The 17,619-nt window shown below is 70.7% G+C and carries 16 protein-coding genes; 10 read left to right on the plus strand and 6 right to left on the minus strand.

Going from position 1 to position 17,619, the window contains the following annotated elements:
* The first annotated feature begins 38 nt into the window (after positions 1–38).
* Positions 39–287 carry a hypothetical protein gene (locus OG598_RS18155; protein ID WP_328650285.1) on the plus strand — a complete coding sequence of 83 codons (249 nt, stop codon included), beginning with the start codon at positions 39–41 and terminating at the stop codon, positions 285–287.
* A gap of 93 nt (positions 288–380) precedes the next feature.
* Here the strand turns inward: OG598_RS18155 and OG598_RS18160 are convergent, their stop codons facing one another.
* Genes OG598_RS18160 through OG598_RS18170 form a run of 3 tightly spaced genes read right to left on the minus strand, consistent with a single transcriptional unit; the run spans position 381 to position 3,713 of the window.
* On the minus strand, positions 381–869 hold the full coding sequence (locus tag OG598_RS18160) for a hypothetical protein (protein WP_328650286.1): 489 nt from the start codon (positions 867–869) through the stop codon (positions 381–383).
* Positions 870–907: 38 nt separating this feature from the next.
* Positions 908–1,684, minus strand: a complete 777-nt coding sequence (locus OG598_RS18165) for a DeoR/GlpR family DNA-binding transcription regulator (protein WP_328650287.1) — start codon at positions 1,682–1,684, stop codon at positions 908–910.
* A 37-nt stretch (positions 1,685–1,721) separates the two neighbouring features.
* Entirely contained in the window at positions 1,722–3,713 is a 1,992-nt protein-coding gene (locus OG598_RS18170; protein WP_328650288.1) for a beta-galactosidase, read from the minus strand.
* 283 nt (positions 3,714–3,996) lie between these two features.
* On the opposite strand from OG598_RS18170, the gene OG598_RS18175 reads away from it, so the two are divergent.
* The 7 genes from OG598_RS18175 to OG598_RS18205 all read left to right on the plus strand — a co-directional run bounded on the left by OG598_RS18175 (position 3,997) and on the right by OG598_RS18205 (position 12,227).
* Entirely contained in the window at positions 3,997–5,325 is a 1,329-nt protein-coding gene (locus tag OG598_RS18175) for an ABC transporter substrate-binding protein (protein WP_328650289.1), read from the plus strand.
* A gap of 21 nt (positions 5,326–5,346) precedes the next feature.
* Positions 5,347–6,303 (plus strand): carbohydrate ABC transporter permease, encoded by a 957-nt coding sequence (locus OG598_RS18180; RefSeq protein ID WP_328650290.1) that lies wholly within the window; start codon positions 5,347–5,349, stop codon positions 6,301–6,303.
* Entirely contained in the window at positions 6,300–7,214 is a 915-nt protein-coding gene (locus OG598_RS18185) for a carbohydrate ABC transporter permease (RefSeq protein ID WP_328650291.1), read from the plus strand. Before OG598_RS18180 ends, OG598_RS18185 begins: the two co-directional genes overlap by 4 nt.
* Positions 7,211–9,346 carry an alpha-galactosidase gene (locus tag OG598_RS18190; RefSeq protein WP_328650292.1) on the plus strand — a complete coding sequence of 712 codons (2,136 nt, stop codon included), beginning with the start codon at positions 7,211–7,213 and terminating at the stop codon, positions 9,344–9,346. Before OG598_RS18185 ends, OG598_RS18190 begins: the two co-directional genes overlap by 4 nt.
* A gap of 104 nt (positions 9,347–9,450) precedes the next feature.
* Positions 9,451–9,852, plus strand: coding sequence for a YciI family protein (locus OG598_RS18195; RefSeq protein ID WP_328650293.1), 402 nt, complete (start codon positions 9,451–9,453; stop codon positions 9,850–9,852).
* A gap of 3 nt (positions 9,853–9,855) precedes the next feature.
* Positions 9,856–11,118, plus strand: a complete 1,263-nt coding sequence (locus tag OG598_RS18200; RefSeq protein WP_328655363.1) for an RNA polymerase sigma factor — start codon at positions 9,856–9,858, stop codon at positions 11,116–11,118.
* A gap of 788 nt (positions 11,119–11,906) precedes the next feature.
* Positions 11,907–12,227 carry a DMT family transporter gene (locus OG598_RS18205; RefSeq protein ID WP_328650294.1) on the plus strand — a complete coding sequence of 107 codons (321 nt, stop codon included), beginning with the start codon at positions 11,907–11,909 and terminating at the stop codon, positions 12,225–12,227.
* 55 nt (positions 12,228–12,282) lie between these two features.
* Here the strand turns inward: OG598_RS18205 and OG598_RS18210 are convergent, their stop codons facing one another.
* Entirely contained in the window at positions 12,283–13,644 is a 1,362-nt protein-coding gene (locus OG598_RS18210; protein ID WP_328650295.1) for a cellulase family glycosylhydrolase, read from the minus strand.
* A 381-nt stretch (positions 13,645–14,025) separates the two neighbouring features.
* On the opposite strand from OG598_RS18210, the gene OG598_RS18215 reads away from it, so the two are divergent.
* Complete coding sequence (locus tag OG598_RS18215) at positions 14,026–14,988, plus strand: TIGR03557 family F420-dependent LLM class oxidoreductase (RefSeq protein WP_328650296.1); 963 nt, start codon at positions 14,026–14,028, stop codon at positions 14,986–14,988.
* Positions 14,985–15,860: an alpha/beta fold hydrolase gene (locus OG598_RS18220; RefSeq protein WP_328650297.1), complete on the plus strand. Its 876-nt coding sequence runs from the start codon at positions 14,985–14,987 to the stop codon at positions 15,858–15,860. Before OG598_RS18215 ends, OG598_RS18220 begins: the two co-directional genes overlap by 4 nt.
* Before the next feature lie 136 nt (positions 15,861–15,996).
* Here OG598_RS18220 and OG598_RS18225 read toward each other — a convergent pair whose 3' ends face one another.
* Both OG598_RS18225 and OG598_RS18230 read right to left on the minus strand, forming a co-directional pair.
* Positions 15,997–16,734: a hypothetical protein gene (locus OG598_RS18225; protein WP_328650298.1), complete on the minus strand. Its 738-nt coding sequence runs from the start codon at positions 16,732–16,734 to the stop codon at positions 15,997–15,999.
* Between the two features lie 66 nt (positions 16,735–16,800).
* Positions 16,801–17,610, minus strand: coding sequence for an endonuclease/exonuclease/phosphatase family protein (locus OG598_RS18230; protein ID WP_328650299.1), 810 nt, complete (start codon positions 17,608–17,610; stop codon positions 16,801–16,803).
* Positions 17,611–17,619 lie beyond the last annotated feature (9 nt).

The raw sequence follows: 17,619 nt of genomic DNA on the forward strand, positions 1-17,619 counted from the left end.
CGCCGTTGCCGCGCTTCGCCGTCGAGGCGTACACGGAGATGCCTCGCTATGTGATCCACCTGCCGGTGGCGATCACCGACCTGGCCGAGGCACTGGACCTGGCGCGGGCACTCGCCCGTTCCCTGGCCTCCACGCCGCAGGTCGACGTCGGCGGCACCACCGTGTCGGCCGAGGACGCGCAGCACGTACGACATTGGGTTTTCTGCGACCGGATCATGCCCGATCGCCGTCGATGCGCGCGGGAGGCCGACCACGTCGGCGCCTGCCTGCCCGACGACGATCCATAGATCGTGTTCCTGGACCTGGAGCATCACACGCTCCTGTTCATGCTGAACGACCACTAGGGCCCAGGTCAGGCAGCCCGTGCGGCATGCGTGCTGTCAGGCGGGCGTGGCGCTCGACTCGGCCGGCACGCCATGCGCCGACCTCGGCGCCCTGACCGTCGCGGTGATCAACCAGGCGAGCGCGGCCAGCAGCGCCACGAGCCCGGCGGGGACCAGACCCCAGGGCAGGGCACGCGGCGACAACGTCCATGCCTGCCGGGTGTCGGCGAGTACGCGTGGCTGTCGAGCCGAGGCCGGGACGGCCACCTCCCACTCGTACGCGCTGTTGGGCTCGTCGTCGATGACCTTCCAGGACTCCTGGACGTCGACGCCGTGGATCGGCCCCTGCCGCCCGCGTCCGCCGCGGGTCCAGTTGCCGACACAGCGGCTGTGCATGGCCTCCAGCCGATCGTGGGTCACGTAGCAGTGATCGACGGTCGCCCGGGTCTGGTCGGTGGGCCAGGAACCGGCCACCCAACTCAGCACCCCGACGAGGGTCAGGCCCACGACGACGATCGCCGCCCATCGCACCTTGACCGCGTGCATACCGTGCTCCTCTCACTCGAGGCGCATGGTCCGCGCCCTCAATCGGGTTCCACGATCACCAGCTCGCCGACCTGCTCGCCGATCGTCGTGCGCGCCTCGGTCGGCAGCCCACGGTCGCTGATCAGCACATCGGCGGCCTCCAACGGGGCGATGGTGGCGATGCCGATCGTCTCCCACTTGGTGTGGTCGGCGAGCACCACGAGCCTGCGGGCCGCGCCGATGAGGCAGCGGTTGACGCCGGCCTCCAGCAGGTTGGGCGTGGTGAACCCGGTGCGTGGGCTGAGGCCGTGCACACCGAGGAACAGCAGGTCGACGTTGAGCGCGCTGATCGCCGCCTCGGCCACCGGCCCGGTCAACGCGTCCGACGGGGTACGGATGCCACCGGTCAACACGACGGTCTGGTCGGCGCGCGGGTTCTGGTAGAGCGCGTCGGCCACCGGGATCGAGTTGGTCACCACTGTCAGCCCGCGTACGTCGGAGAGCAGCGTGGCCAGCGCGGCGGTGGTGGTGCCGGCGGAGAGCGCGATGGCCATCCCCGGCTCCACCATCGTCGCGGCCCGCTCGGCGATGGCCCGTTTCTCCGCCTGCTGGCGGATCGACTTCGCGGCGAAGCCGGGTTCCTCGGCCGAGCCGGGCCCGGCGAGGGTCGCGCCGCCGTGCACCTTGTCGACCAGGCCGCGCTCGGCCAACACCTCCAGGTCGCGTCGGATCGTCATGTCGGACACGCCGAACCGACTGACCAGGTGACTCACCCGCACCCCGCCGCGTTGGCGGATCAGATCGAGGATGGCGGTCTGCCGCTGCTGGGCGAGCATGTGGGGAACCTCCTTCGCGCCGTGACCGTCGTCAGAATCAGGTCCGATCCTCACGGACCACCGCCACCTCACCGGCCGGCAGTGCCAGCTCACCGGCGCATTGTCCTCCGGTCAACAGCTCGACGCCGTGCGCCGGCAGGCGTACCTCGGTGTCGGTGTGGTTGATCGCGAACAGCCAGGTCCGGTCGCCGTCGCGGCGGCGGACCACCTCCACCCCGGACGGCGCCGACACCGCCGGGCGGACGTCGGCCTCGGCGAGTAGCCGGGCCACCAGTCGGTCGGTGGCCGGCTCGTCCAGCCGGGTGCCGACATACCAGGCGGCGCCGTCGCCCACCCGGTGGCGGGTCAGCGCCGGCACGCCCGGCAAGGGCCCATCGGTGTACGAGGCGAGCACCTCGGCGCCGTCGGGGTGCACCCACTCGGTCCACACGTCGGCGGTGCTGCCGTCGTCCAATTGGACCTGCTCGCCCTCGCGCAGCGGGAAGAACTCCTCGGTCCGGACGCCGAGCAACTCCCGGAACGCGCCCGGGTAGCCGCCCAGTCGGATGTGGTCGTTGGCGTCGACGATGCCACTGAAGTAGGTGACCGCCGCCGTGCCACCGGCCTCCACGTAGCGGTGCAGCGCGGCGACGTCGCCGTCCCGGACCAGGTAGAGGGTCGGCACCAGGACCAGCCGGTAGCCGCTGAGGTCGGTCGACGGGTGGACGATGTCGGCGGTCACGCCGGCCCGCCAGAGCGAGCCGTACAGGGCGTTCAGCCGGTCGGTGTAGGTGACGTCGACGCTGGGGTGCGAATCCAACTCGACACCCCACCACGCCTCCCAGTCGAACAGGATCGCCACGTCGGCGTCCACCCGACTGCCGCGCACCTCGGCCAGTGCCTTGAGGTCCGCGCCGAGCTGGCAGACCTCGCGGAACACCTTGGTGTCCGGCCCGGCGTGCGGGACCAGCGCGGAGTGGAACTTCTCGGCGCCGGCCCGGGAGGCGCGCCACTGGAAGAAGAGCACCCCGTCGGCGCCGCGGGCGACGTGCGCGAGGCTGTTGCGGCGCAGTTGCCCGGGAAGCTTCGCCACGTTGCGCGGCTGCCAGTTGACAGCGCTGGTGGAGTGCTCCATCAGCAACCACGGGTCGCCGCCGGCGACGCCCCGGGTGTGGTCGGCTGCGAACGCCAGCCCGAGGTGCGCCTGCGGGTCGGCGGCGGTCAGGTAGTGGTCGTTGGAGACGAGGTCCACGTCGGACGCCCAGGAGTGGTAGTCCATGTGCTTGACGCCGAAGCCGATCATGAAGTTGGTGGTGATCGGCTGCCGGACCAGCGTCTGCAGCACCTCGCGCTCCGCCCGTAGTTGGGCGCGCTGCTCGTCGGAGGAGAACCGCAGGAAGTCCAACTGCTGCGTGGGGTTGGCGAAGGCCGTCACCGTACGCGGCGGGTTGATCTCGGCCCAGTCGCCGTAGCGCTGACTCCAGAACGCGGTGCCCCAGGCGTCGTTGAGCCGGTCCAGGTCGCCGTAGCGCTCGCGCAGCCAACCGCGGAACGCCTCGGCGCTGACATCGCAGTAGCAGTGCACGTTGTGGCAGCCCAGCTCGTTGGAGACGTGCCACATGACCACGGCGGGGTGCTCGGCGTACCGGCCGGCGACCGCGCGTACCAGCTCCAGCGACCGCTCGCGGAACACCGGTGAGCTGGGGCAGTACGCCTGCCGTCCCCCCGGCCAGAGGATCGCGCCGTCGGCCCGGCGGGGCAGCGTCTCCGGGTGCGCACGGGCCAACCACGGCGGTGGGCTGGCCGTGGCGGTGGCCAGGTCGACCTGGATGCCACCGTCGTGCAGCAGGTCCAGCACCCGGTCCAGCCAGCCGAACTCGAACCGCCCCGGGGTGGGCTCCAGCAACGCCCAGGAGAAGATGCCGACGGAGACCAGGTTGACCCCGGCCTGGCGCATCAGGTCGACGTCCTCGGACCAGGTTTCCTCGGGCCACTGCTCGGGGTTGTAGTCGCCGCCGAAATAGATGCTGTCACCCTGCCATCGCCGCATGACAGCTGAGGGTGCACCCGCCGGTCCACCGAAGTCAACAGGTTCCAACATCGAGCTTCTTTCCAACGTTTACCAGGTAACGGCCGTGTCACGACTGGGTTATCAGAGGCGAACTGCCCTCTTGACAGCGCCCGACCGCAGGGTAGCTTGAGGCCCCAATGGCCGTTCGTGTTCGCCAATGTGGATTCTCGGTGGATCTCAATGTGTGATCACGGCGCTGGACCTGCCTTCACCACCCCTGAGGCCCTTGGGCGTAGCTCCTTCTCATCCGCAGGAGGCACAGATGTCCCGTCCCCAAACCCAAGCCGAGTACCTGGCTCGGCTCGTACCGCCCTCAGTCGCCGGCATCAACCGACGATCGTTGCTGGCCGGCGCGGCCGGTACTGGCGCGCTGCTCGGCACCGGCCTGCTCGCTGGCTGCGGCGACGACTCCGGCTCCGGGGGGTCCAGCAAGGACGTGTCACTCGGCTCGAACCAGTCCGACCCGAAGCCGAAGGACGTCCTGGTCAAGGTCACCGACGGCTTCAAGACCTCATCCGGCGTGCAGGTAGCGGTCAATACGGTCGACCACAACACGTTCCAGGAGAACATCAACAATTACCTACAGGGCAAGCCGGACGACGTGTTCACCTGGTTCGCCGGCTACCGGATGCGCTTCTTCGCGCAGAAGGGCCTGGCCAGCGACATCAGTGACGTGTGGAGCAAGCTCTCCGGCTACTCCGACGCCTTCAAGAAGGCATCCACCGGCGACGACGGCAAACAGTACTTCGTACCGGCGACGTACTACCCGTGGGCGGTGTTCTACCGCAAGTCGGTGTGGCAGCAGCACGGCTACCAGGTGCCCACCACCATGGACCAGTTCACCGCGCTCGGCGCGCAGATGAAGAGGGACGGCCTCATCCCCATCGCCTTCGCCGACAAGGACGGCTGGCCGGCGATGGGCACCTTCGACATCCTCAACCTGCGCATCAACGGCTACCAGTTCCACGTCGACCTGATGGCCGGCAAGGAGGCCTGGACCTCCGACAAGGTCAAGAAGGTCTTCGACACCTGGGCCGGCCTGCTCCCCCTGCACCAGCCGGACAGCCTCGGCCGCACCTGGCAGGAGGCCGCGCAGTCGTTGCAGCAGAAGAAGAGCGGCATGTACCTGCTCGGCCTCTTCGTCGGTCAGCAGTTCAGCAACGAGGAGCAGAGCGACCTCGACTTCTTCACCTTCCCCGAGATCGACCCGGCCATCGGCGCGAAGGCGCTCGACGCCCCGATCGACGGCTACATGATGGCCCGCAAGCCCAAGAACGAGGACAACGCGCGCAAGCTGCTGGAGTACTTCGGTGGCAAGGCCGCCGCGGACATCAACCTCAAGAACGACCCGGCCGTCCTCGTCGCCAACAGTGGCGCGGACGTCGGCGGCTACACCGCGCTGCAGAAGAAGGCCGCCGAGCTGGTCGGGTCGGCCACCGAGATCGCCCAGTTCCTCGACCGGGACACCCGGCCGGACTTCGCCTCGACGGTGATCATCCCGGCGCTCCAGCAGTTCATCAAGAACCCCAAGGACATCGGCGGCCTGACCTCGTCCATCGAGAACCAGAAAAAGTCGATCTTCACTGACTGACGGCGGAAGGGGGAGGACATCGTGTCCGACCTGCCCCTGATCCAAGCGGATCGCGCCGTGCCGCCGCCGGCCACGACCACCTCCACTGGTGGTCGTCGCCGGCGGCTACGGCTCCTGTCCCGCACCGACCGCGTGGTCATCACGCTGATGGTGCTCGTCCCGCTGCTGCTCGTCACCGGGTTCGTCTGGTTGCCGGCGGCGGCCACAGTGCTGCTCTCCGGCACCAACTGGGACGGCATCGGCCCCTTCAACGAGATCGAGTTCGTCGGCGCCCGCAACTACAGCGACGTGGTGAACATCTACCCGCCGTTCGTGCCGGCGATCCAGCACAACCTGCTCTGGCTGGCGGCGCTGTTCGTGGTCGCCACCCCGTTCGGCATGTTCCTGGCCGTCCTGTTGGACAAGGAGTTGCGCGGCAGCCGCTTCTACCAGACCGCGCTCTACCTGCCAGTGGTGCTCTCGCTGGCGCTGATCGGCTTCGTCTGGCAGCTGCTCTACTCGCGGGACCAGGGGCTGATCAACGCCGTCTTCGGCAGCAGCATCGACTGGTACGGCGACTCGAACGTCAACATCTGGGCGGTGATGGTCGCCTCCGGGTGGCGACACGTCGGGTACATCATGCTGCTCTACCTGGCCGGTCTGAAGGGCGTCGATCCGTCGCTGCGCGAGGCCGCGGCGGTCGACGGCGCCTCGGAGAGCCGGACGTTCTTCCGGGTCGTGTTCCCGGTCATGCGGCCCATCAACATCATCGTGCTGGTGGTGACCGTGATCGAGTCGCTGCGCGCGTTCGACCTGGTCTGGGTGGTCAACAAGGGCCGCAACGGGTTGGAGCTGATCTCCGCGCTGGTCACCCAGAACGTGGTGGGTGAGGCGAGCCGGATCGGCTTCGGCTCGGCACTGGCAACGATCATGCTGGTCGTCTCGCTGGTCTTCATCACCATCTACCTGGCGACCGTGATGAGGGAGAACCGGGAATGAGCACCGCGACCGTCACCCGGCGTACCGAGGGCGGGGCCGACGCGCCGCAGCGCCGCCGCAAGCTGACCCCGTTACGGATCCTGCTGCACGGCTTTCTCATCGTCGTCTCACTGGCCTGGCTCTTCCCGATCGCCTGGGCGGTGCTGACCTCGCTGCGCTCGTACGACTACACCGCCGCGAACGGCTACGTCTCGTTCGGCGGCTGGACCTTCGACAACTACGTCACGGCGTGGAAGACGGCGGAGTTCGGGCAACACTTCCTCAACTCGGTGTACATCACAGTGCCGGCGGTGCTGCTGACCCTCTTCCTCGCCTCCTGCGTGGCGTTCGTCATCGCCCGGTTCAGTTGGAAGCTCAACCTCGTCCTGCTCGGGATCTTCACAGCGGCCAACCTGCTGCCCCAGCAGGCGCTGCTCATCCCGCTGTTCCGGCTCTTCACCGAGGTGCCGCTGCCGGAGTTCATGAGTGACTCGGAGCTGCTCTACGACAGCTACTGGGGCCTGATCCTGATCAACGTGGCCTTCCAGTGCGGTTTCTGTGTCTTCGTGCTCAGCAACTACATGAAGGCGCTGCCCCGTGACCTGTACGAGGCGGCGATGGTCGACGGGGCGAGCATCTGGCGGCAGTACTGGCAGGTCACCATGCCGCTGTGCCGGCCGGCCCTGGCCGCGCTGGCGACGCTGGAGGTGACCTGGATCTACAACGAGTTCTTCTGGGCCACCGTCCTCATGCGTACCGGCGACAAGTTCCCGGTGACCAGCTCGCTCAACAACCTGCGCGGTGAGTTCTTCACCGACAACAACCTGGTCTCGGCGGGCAGCGTGCTCGTCGCGATCCCCACCCTGGTGATCTTCTTTATGCTCCAGCGGCACTTCGTTCGGGGCCTGACCTTGGGAGCCTCCAAAGGATGACGATCCTGCACCTGCGCCGCGCGCGGACCAGCCTGGTGCTCGACGCGCGCGGCCCGGGGCTGCCCCGGGTCGTGCACTGGGGCGGCGACGTCGGCGACCTCGACGACGACGGCCTGCGCCAGCTCACCGACGCGACAGTGCCGCCGGTGGTGCCGAGCAGCTTCGACGAGCCGACAGTGTTGTCAGTGCTGCCGGAGGCGAGCGCCGGCTGGAGTGGACGGCCGGGCCTGGCCGGGCACCGCGACGGGGCCGACTGGTCCACCTCCTTCCGGCTGGACGGTCTCGACGTCGACCAGCCCGCCGACGGACCGGCGCGGGTGACAGTGCGGGCGTCGGACCTGGCCGCCGGGCTGACGGTGACCATCGAGATCACGCTCGACCCGTACGGCCTGCTGACCGTTCGGCACCGGCTGCGCAACGACGGCGACAGCGCGTACGAGCTGCGGGAGCTGACGCCGGTGCTGCCGGTGCCGGCGGTCGCCACCGAGCTGCTCGACCTGACCGGCCGATGGTGTCGGGAACGATCCCCGCAGCGGCACCCGTGGCAGCACGGCGCCTGGGTCCGCGAGGGCCGGCACGGCCGTACCGGGCACGACGCCACGCTGCTGCTGGTGGCCGGCACCACCGGGTTCGGTTTCGGCCACGGCGAGGTCTGGGCGGTGCACACCGCCTGGAGCGGCGATCACGTCACGTTCGCCGAACGTCGACCCACCGGCGAATCCACCCTCGGTGGCGGCGAGCTGCTGGCCCCCGGCGAGGTCCGGCTCGGCCCCGGCGAGTCGTACGAGACTCCCCTGCTCTACGCGGTCTGGTCCGACGCCGGGCTGGACGGGCTCAGCGACGTGCTGCACACCCACCTCCGGGCCCGCCCCGGGCACCCGCGCTCCCCCCGCCCGGTGACCCTCAACGTCTGGGAGGCGGTCTACTTCGACCACGACCTGGACCGGCTGCGGGCGCTCGCCGACCGGGCCGCGCAGATCGGCGTGGAGCGGTTCGTGCTCGACGACGGCTGGTTCCGCGGCCGGCGCGACGACACCGCCGGGCTCGGCGACTGGTACGTCGACGAGGGTGTCTGGCCGGACGGCCTGCAACCGCTGATCGAGCACGTCACCGGCCGGGGCCTCCAGTTCGGCCTCTGGGTCGAGCCGGAGATGGTGAACCCCGACTCGGACCTGTTCCGCGCGCACCCCGACTGGGTGCTCGCCGTACCGGGGCGGCTACCGCCGGCCTGGCGTCACCAGCAGGTGCTCGACCTGGGCCGCCCCGAGGCGTACGACCACGTGCTGGAACGTCTCGACACGCTGCTCACCGACCACCCCGGCATCCGGTACCTCAAGTGGGACCAGAACCGCGACCTCACCGAGGCCGGGCACCATGGCCGCCCCGGGGTGCACGGGCAGACAATGGCGGTCTACCGGCTCTTCGACGAGTTGCGCGATCGGCACCCGGGCGTGGAGATCGAGAGCTGCTCGTCCGGCGGGGCCCGGGTGGACCTGGCCATCCTGGCGCGCACCGACCGGGTCTGGGCCAGCGACTGCAACGACGCCCTGGAGCGGCTCAGCATCCAGCGCTGGACGGGGCTGCTGCTACCACCGGAGCTGATCGGCACCCACGTCGGCCCGGAACGCTCGCACACCACCAACCGCGTACACGACCTGGGTTTCCGGGCGGCGACAGCGCTCTTCGGCCACCACGGCATCGAGTGGGACATCGCGTCGATCAGCGCCGCCGAGCAGACCGAGCTGGCCGCCTGGGTGGCGCTGCACAAGCGGCTGCGCCCGCTGCTGCACGCTGGTCGGGTGGTCCGGGTCGATCACCCGGACCCGGCCGTCTGGGCGCACGGCGTGATCGATCACGACAACAACCGAGCGGTGTACGCGGTGGCCCGGCTGACCACCTCGGTGACGCAGGTGCCCGGCGCGGTGCGACTGCCCGGCCTCGACCCGGGCCGGCGGTACCGGGTACGACAGGTGTCGGGCGTGCCGGCCCCGGCGAGCATCGACCTGTCCCCGCCCACCTGGCTGGCGGGTGGTCTCACCCTCAGCGGGGCGGCGCTGGCCCGGGTGGGTGTGCAACTGCCCGCCCTGCACCCGGAGCAGAGCCTGGTGCTGGAGGTCGACGCCGTCGACTGAAAAGATTTTGGAGAATCTTCGGCCGGGGTGTCGAGAACGGCGGGGCCTGCTTCTACCTCACTGTGAGAGCACCGACGACGGTGCGCAGGCATGAGGAGCCAACCATGAAGTACATGCTGCTGATGCAGTTCAGCGCCACCGGGACCGACTTCCCGAGCATCGACACGTGGACCCAGGACGAGGTCCGGGCGCACATCGCCTTCATGGGCGAGGTCAACGCCAAGCTCACCGCCGCCGGCGAGTGGGTCGACGCGCAGGGTCTCGGCGGCCCGCAGCAGGCCCGGATCGTCCGCGCCGGTGAGAGTGGGGCGCCGGTAGTCACCGAGGGACCGTTCGCCGAGACGAAGGAGTTCCTGGCGGGCTTCTGGATCGTCGACTGCGAGAGCCCGCAGCGGGCCGTGGAGCTGGCCGCGCACATCTCCACGGCGCCCGGCCCCGGCGGCCGGCCGCTGAACATGCCGATCGAGGTGCACCCGGTGATGTCCGCCCCGTCACAGGAGCTGTGAGGGCTGAACACCGATCCCCGCATCGAGGACCTGCTGCGCGAGTTGGCGCCGCAGGTCCTCGGCGTGCTGAGCCGCCGCTTCGGTGACTTCGCCACTGCGGAGGACGCGGTGCAGGAGGCGCTGCTGGCCGCCGCCACCCAGTGGCCGACCGAGGGGCTACCGGCGAACCCCCGTGGCTGGCTGATCCAGGTCGGCTACCGGCGGATGATCGAGCTGGTCCGCGGTGAGCAGGCCCGACGCCGCCGGGAGGACCTGGTCGCCCGCCGGGATCCGGACGACCAGCGGTACACGCCGGCCCCGGACGAGGAGTTGACCGCCGAGCGGGACGACACGCTGGTCCTGCTCTTCCTCTGCTGCCATCCGGCGCTCGCGCCGACGTCGGCGGTGGCGCTGACACTGCGGGCCGTCGGTGGGTTGAGCACCGCCGAGATCGCCCGCGCGTTCCTGGTGCCCGAGGCGACGATGGCGCAACGGATCAGCCGGGCAAAGCAGCGCATCCGGGCATCCGGGCTGCCGTTCCGGATGCCCGAGCCGGCGGAGCGGGCGGACCGGTTGGTCGCCGTACGACAGGTGCTCTACCTGGTCTTCACCGAGGGGCACACCAGCACCACCGGCCCGGACCTGCGCCGCGTCGACCTCGCGGCGGAGGCGATCCGGCTGACCCGCGCGCTGCACACGCTGCTGCCGAACGACAGCGAATCGGCCGGGCTGCTGGCGTTGATGCTCCTCACCGAGGCACGCGGCCCGGCGCGGACCGGACCCTCCGGCGAGCTGATCTCACTGGCCGATCAGGACCGCAGCCGCTGGGACGCGACGGCGATCGCCGAGGGCGTCGCACTGGTCACCCGGGCCCTGCCGCGCGGGCCGGTCGGTCCGTACCAGGTGCAGGCCGCCATCGCCGCCCTGCACGACGAGGCGTCGAGCACCGAGCAGACCGACTGGCCGCAGATCCTGGCGCTGTACGAGGTGCTGGAACGCTTGGCCGGCAGCCCGGTGGTGGCCCTCAACCGGGCCGTGGCGACGGCCATGGTCCACGGACCGGCCGCCGGCCTGGCCGCCCTCGACGCGTTGACCCACGACCCGCAGTTGGCCGGACACCACCGGCTGGCCGCCGCCCGCGCCCACCTGCACGAGATGGCCGGTGACGAGGCCCAGGCGATCGTCGACTATCGGATCGCCGCCGCCCGCACGAGCAGCCGACCCGAACAGCTCTACCTGACCATGCGAGCTGCCCGGCTGGCCGCCCAGTCCGTAGATCTCCCGTGACGACAGAGATCAACTGGTTCCCCGCGGCGCGACCCCCGGCAGCTTCACCCGCCGCAGCGGGCAATCTTGGACACTTTCCGTCAGCGCGGAACGGAAAGTGTCCAAGATCTACCCTGCGAGCCTCTCGCCCGGGGGCGACAGCGCGAGGAACAGCGGCGCGGCCCGGCAGCGGCGGCGCGGCCCGCAACAGCGGCGCGGCCCGCAACAGCGGCGCGGCCCGCAACAGCGGCGCGGCCCGCAACAGCGGCGCGGCCCGCAACAGCGGCGCGGGCGGGTGCTGGGTTGGTGGGGTGTGCCGGGCTGGCTTTGGAGCTGATGCCGTAAACGATTCATCCACCGGGCTGGGCGCAGGGCGCAGGGCGCAGGGCGCCGGGCGCAGGGCGCCGGGCGCCGGGCGCAGGGCGCAGGGCGCCGGGCGCAGGGCGCAGGGCAGCGGACTCAACCGCGCCTGCACCGCGCTGCGCGGCACCGGGCACCGGGCACCGGGTCAATCCGTTGGCGAGGTCTGTTTCGTCAATGGGTCTAATTCGGTGCCGAAGCCTGCTCCGTCGCCACAACCGATTCGTTTGTGACATCAGCTCCAAAGGTGTTCTGTGACAGATGTCGAGGCCGCACGGACGCCACTCCACGGGCCGCACGGACGCCACGCGAAGGAGTCGCCGGCTGCCCACGGATCGGCCGGACGTCCGCGGGTCGGCCGGACGTCGACAGGTCGGGCGGGCGGTGACATTGCTGGCACTAGCCTGGCTGGCGACGGGCTCATCGACCACGAAGGGCTGAGGGGACGCATGGCGTACGTGCTGCTGGGGATCGCCATCATCGCCGAGGTGGTGGCGACCAGCCTGATCAAGAGCACCGCCGGGTTCAGTCGGCTCTGGCCTACGGTGGCGTGCCTCGGCGGATACGCGCTGGCGTTCCTCCTGCTGGCCCAAGCCGTCAAGGAGATACCGGTGGGGGTGGCGTACGCCCTCTGGTCGGGTCTGGGCACCGCGGCCATCGTGGCGATCGGGGCGGTGTTCCTGGGTGAGTCGGTGGGGCTCGCCAAGCTCACCGGCATCGCACTGATCGTCGCCGGGGTGGTCATCGTGAACCTGGCCGGGGAGCACTGACCAGTACGGTTTCCGGTGGCCGGGTCCGGCGCGGACCCGGCCACCGGTCCGACGGTCAGCTCGCCGTGCAGCTCACCACCGGCGGGCTGTTGGTGCCGGTCCAACTGCCGAGGAAGCCGAAGCTGGCGCTGGCCCCGGCGGCCAGCCGTCCGTTGTAGTCCGTGTTGCGGGCTGTCACAGTGGTTCCGCTGCTGGTGAGGGCCACATTCCAGGACTGGGTGACGCGCTGGCCGTTGGCGAAGGCCCATCCGGCGGTCCAACCGGTGATCGCCCTCGCGCCGGCGGTCACCCGTACCTCACCCTGGAAGCCGCCCTGCCACTGGTTGGTCACCGTGTACGTCGCCGTGCAGGCACCGTTCGGCGGGGGCGTCGTCGGCGGGGGCGTCGTCGGGGGTGGGGTGGTCGGCGGAGGCGTCGTCGGGGGTGGGGTGCCGCCGAAGACGCTGGCCTCGCGGGCGGTCTGCCGGATGCCGTTGACTCCGTTGAAGAGGCGCTGACCCCAGTCGGTCAGGCTCGCCGGATTGAAGTTGGTGGCCAGGTCGAGATACTCGACGCCGCCGCCGTTGCCGCTCCACGACCAGCCCAGCCAGCCGATCCCGTTGGCCTGGCTGTACGCGAGGATGGCGTCCTCGTCCGGGTTGCCGTCGGAGTGGTTGAAGCCGAACTCACCGACCACGATGGGCAGCCCGGCGGTGCGGAACCGGCCCAGGTAGTCGCTGATCTCCGCGGCGGTGTCGAACACCCCGTACATGTGGATGGAGAACACGGTGTTGCGGGCCGGGTCGGCGGCGAAGACCGACGCGGCGTTGTCGCGCATGGTGAACGACCAGTCCTGCCCCCAGTTCGGCGCGTCCACCATGATCGTGTGGGTCAACCCGCCGGCCCGCAGGCGCTTGATCGCATTGGCGTTGTCGGTGGCCCACGAGGCGTAGTTCTGGTTGCCGTACGGCTCGTTGCCGATGTTGACGATGACGTACCTCTCCTGGCCGGCGAGGACGTCGGCGAGGCTGAGCCAGTAGTCGACGGCGCGGTCGAGGGTGATCGCGCCGCTCTGCTCGCCGTACCCGGTGGTGTCGTGCACCTCCAGCACGCAGATCAGGCGGTTGGCCTTGCAGAGCGAGATGACGTTGGCGACGTCGGCGTTGGTGTTGCGGGTCCACCGGTCGCCGCTGGAGAGCACCACCCGCACGGTGTTCGCGCCGAGCGCCTTGACGTCGGCGAAGGAGCTGGTCTGCTGCGGGTACCAGGTGTGCGCGTGGTTGACGCCGCGCATGACGAATTCGGTGCCGTTGGCGTCGTACAACTTGCCGTCAGCGACGGAGAAACCAGCCGCGGCGTGTGCCGGCTGGCCGAACGCCAGCACTGTGACGAGCAACGCGAGCAGTGTCGCGCCGGCGGCGGAGAGTCGAGTCTTCATGGCCTTCCTCAGGGAGGACCCCCGATGCCCGACAGGGGTGGGGACGTGACAGGGGAAGGCGGCTGCAGCCCGGCAGCCGCGCCCGGCTCCCGGCGCAGGCATCAGCGTAGGACGATGGACTGGTCCTCGCAACCGGTTCAGTTGACGGGCCCGCAGCCCGGACAGCCGCAACGGCCCACGCGAACGCAGGCCGTCACGGGGCGGTCATCCCCACCACAGGATGTGCGCCACACCCGGCTCTTAACCGGTTAAGAGCGACGGTAGGCAGGCGGCCGGGATCCGTCAAGCACAAGCACTGCGGCAGCCGAACCGGACGGGAGGGTTGACCGCCGTGCACCGGGGTATCCCGGGAACGATCCGTCAGCGAGAGGGGATACCAGGATGGTCAGCGTCGGCTACACCCTGATGAGCGAGCAGGCCGGGCCCAAGCAGCTGGTGGACCATGCGGTACGCGCCGAGGCGGCTGGTTTCGACCAACTGGTGACGTCCGACCACTACTACCCCTGGCTGGACTCCCAGGGCCACTCCCCGTACGCCTGGTCCGTGCTCGGCGCGGTCGCCCACGCCACCTCCCGCGCGGAGCTGATGTCCTTCGTGACCTGCCCGATCCGCCGCTACCACCCGGCCGTGGTCGCGCAGAAGGCCAGCACCATCGGGGCGCTCTCGGACGGCCGTTTCACCCTCGGCCTGGGCGCCGGGGAGAACCTGAACGAGCACGTGGTCGGCGGCTGGCCGCACGTCCAGCAGCGGCACGAGATGTTCGAGGAGGCGTTGCAGATCATCCGGCCGTTGCTCAACGGGGAGACGCTGACCTTCTCCGGCAACCACTTCGACGTGCCCGACGCCTACGTCTGGGACCGCCCGGAACGGCCGGTCCCGATGGCCATCGCCGCGTCCGGTCGACAGTCCGCGACGCTGGCCGCCGAGTACGGCAACGGCCTCATCTCCACCGAACCCGACCGGCACATCATCGAGATGTACGACGACGCCGGCGGCGCCGGCCAACCCCGCTACGGCCAGGTGGCCATCTGCTACGGCCCCGACGAGGCGGAGTGCCGCAAGATCGTGCACGACCAGTTCCGCTGGTTCGGAATGGGTTGGAAGGTCAACGCCGACCTGCCCGGCCCGGAGTCCTTCGCTGCCGCCACCCAGTTCGTCCGGGAGGAGGATGTCGCCGAGGGCATCTCCTGCGGCCCGGACGTGGACGCGCACGTCGAGGCGTTCCGCAAGTTCGTCGACGCCGGCTTCACCCACGTGGCGATCATCCAGGTGGGCGGGGAGAGCCAGCCGATGTTCCTGGACTGGGCGCAGGAGCAACTGCTGCCCCGGCTGCGCGAGCTGTGAACCGAGGTGCGGCACCCCGGCCGCCCGGGTCGACCCGCCGCGACGCCGTCGGCCGGTTCGGGCCGGCCGAGCTACGGCTCGCCATGGCCGCGCCCCGGGCGGCCGGCGGGCTGACCAGCGAGTGGCGGGTCGTCGACGGACTGCGCACCCACACCCGCCGCAGCGCCGACCCGGGGACCGGCGCGCCGCCAGTGGTGCTCGTGCACGGCCTGGCGGTCTCGCACCGGTATCTCACCCCGCTGGCCGTCGCGCTCGCCGCCACCCATCAGGTGTACGTGCCGGACCTGCCCGGCTTCGGGCTCACCGAACACCCCCGGGGCGCGTACGACGTTCGCCGGCACGCCGACCACCTGGCCGCCTGGCTGGCCGCGTACCAGGTGCCGCCGGTCTGCCTGCTGGGGCACTCGTTCGGCGCTGAGGTGGCCGCCGCGGTCGCCGCGACCCACCCCGACGCGGTACGCGCGCTGGTGTTGGCCGGGCCTACCAGCGACCCGGCGGCCCGGTCCCGACGGGACCAGTTCGGTCGTTGGCTGGTGGACAGCCTGCGCGAGGCGCCGCTACAGGCCCCGATCCTGGCGCGGGACGTGTGGAACGCCCGGCCCTGGCGGGTCCTCGCCACCCTGTCGCACTCGGTGCGCAACGCCATCGAGGCGGACCTCGTCCGGGTCGGCGCGCCGACCGTCGTCCTCACCGGCGACCGCGATCCGGTCGTGCCGCAACGGTGGCGGGACGAGGCGACGCGACTGGTGCCGGATGCGGCGCTGGTGGTCGTTCCCGGCGCCGCTCACAACGTGGTCACGACAGCCCCGACTGCCGTCGCGGACGCGATCCGGCACCTGCTCGCCCCTCAACCCGCACTCACGGACAGGTGAACGTCATGCGCTTCGGCAACACGGAGATCCGCCCGCTCGGCGGGGGCCTCGGCTGCCTCCTGATGATCCTCTTCTCGATCGTGGCCTCGGTGGTGCTGACCGTCCTGCTGAATCTGGTGCTCTGAGCCCGCACCCGTCAACGGCGCAGGCCCAGGGCGTTGAGCACCTCCCGGACGGCCAGCCGGGCCGGGTCGAGCACCGAACCGCGGGCCCAGCGGGCCGCGGGCGCGACGGTGTGCCGCCACAGCCAGCGCAAGCCTCGCCCGAGCGGGCGCAGCAGCAGTCGGTGGAGCAGTCGCAGCACCCGACCGGCCGTCCGCCACGCACCGACCACCGCGGCGACCACCAGCCGACCGACGGGCGTGAGCACAGCGCCCAACCAGTACAGCGGCCACAGGAGCAGGTACGTGGCCAGCCAGACCAGCACGCGCCCCAGGACCACGAGGGTCGGACGCAGCCCATGACGGGTCAACCAGACCAGCGCGGGCCAGATCACCGTGCGCACTACCCACACCAGTGGAAGCCACAGCAGATGCCGGACGCACCAGACCAGCGGAAGCCAGACCAGCCGGTGCAGCAGCCAGGCCAGCGGGGCCAACAGCCAGCGACGCAGGAACCGGCCGGCCGGGCGGAGCAGGTACCGGTGCAGCAGTCGGCCGGCAGCCACGACCAGCTCCCAGAGCAGGCGTACCGGCAGCACGACGACCAGCGCCACACCACGCGCGACGGCCGCGACGAGCGGAGGCGCGACGGCGGCCGGCTGCGCCGTGTCCGAGGCCGGCGGGCCGCCAGCCGGTCGTGCCCTCGTCGGCGCGGCCCGGTGATCGGTGGGCGGACCGGGCAGCGGCGAGCGGAGGGTGCGGTGGTCGGTCACTGTGGCACGGTAATCGGCCCGCGCCACGCCCTGGGTGGCGCCGGCAGCGCGAACCGGCGGGTGGCGTCAGCCGGGAGACAACTCCAGCGTGGCGAGCAGCGGATAGTGGTCGGAGGCGGTGGCCGCTACGCCGTCGCGGATCACCCGACAGTCGTGCGTGCGCTGCGCCACCGCCGGGCTGCCGAGCAGGTAGTCAAGCCGCATCCCGGCGAACTCGGCCCCGCCGAGCCGGGTCGGCACGGTGTGGCCTGCGGCCTCCGGTGCGTCGACGTTGCCCGACGGCCAGAGGTCGACGAGGCCGGCCGCGAGCAGCCGGGCGACAGCGCGGGTGTCCACGGCGCCACCGGAGCGACGCAGGTGCCGCCGCCGGTAGAGGGTGGGCATGCCGGCCAGCCGGGCCGTGTGGTCGACGGTCGGGTCGAGCGAGTTGAGGTCACCGGTGACCAACGTCAGCTTCCCCCGGTCGCGGCGCATCGCGGCGACCAACCAGTCGACCTCCATCCGCCGCCGACCCCCGGAGTACGGGTAGAGGTGGGTGCCCAGCACCGTGAACGGGCCGGCCGATGTGGCCACCACGACGCGGGCGGCGGCGTGGTGGAACGGACGACGCACCGACCCCGCGTCGACGACCCGGTACGGCGGCCGGACCAGCACCGCCACCGGCTGTCCGAAGCAGGACCGGGCCAGGTGGGGAATCATCCCCACCTGGCCCGCCACGCCGGCCATCAGCCCGTCCCGGTCGAAGCCGCGCAACTCCTGCAGGGCCAGCACGTCCGGTGCCTGCTCGTCGACGACCTGGACCACCTGATCCAGCCGGTCGAGGCCGCCGCGATCCCGGCCGCCGGTGCGGATGTTCCAGGTCATCACCCGCAGCACGACGGCGGC

This window comes from Micromonospora sp. NBC_00330, assembly GCF_036136635.1.
Lineage (GTDB): Bacteria > Actinomycetota > Actinomycetes > Mycobacteriales > Micromonosporaceae > Micromonospora > Micromonospora salmantinae.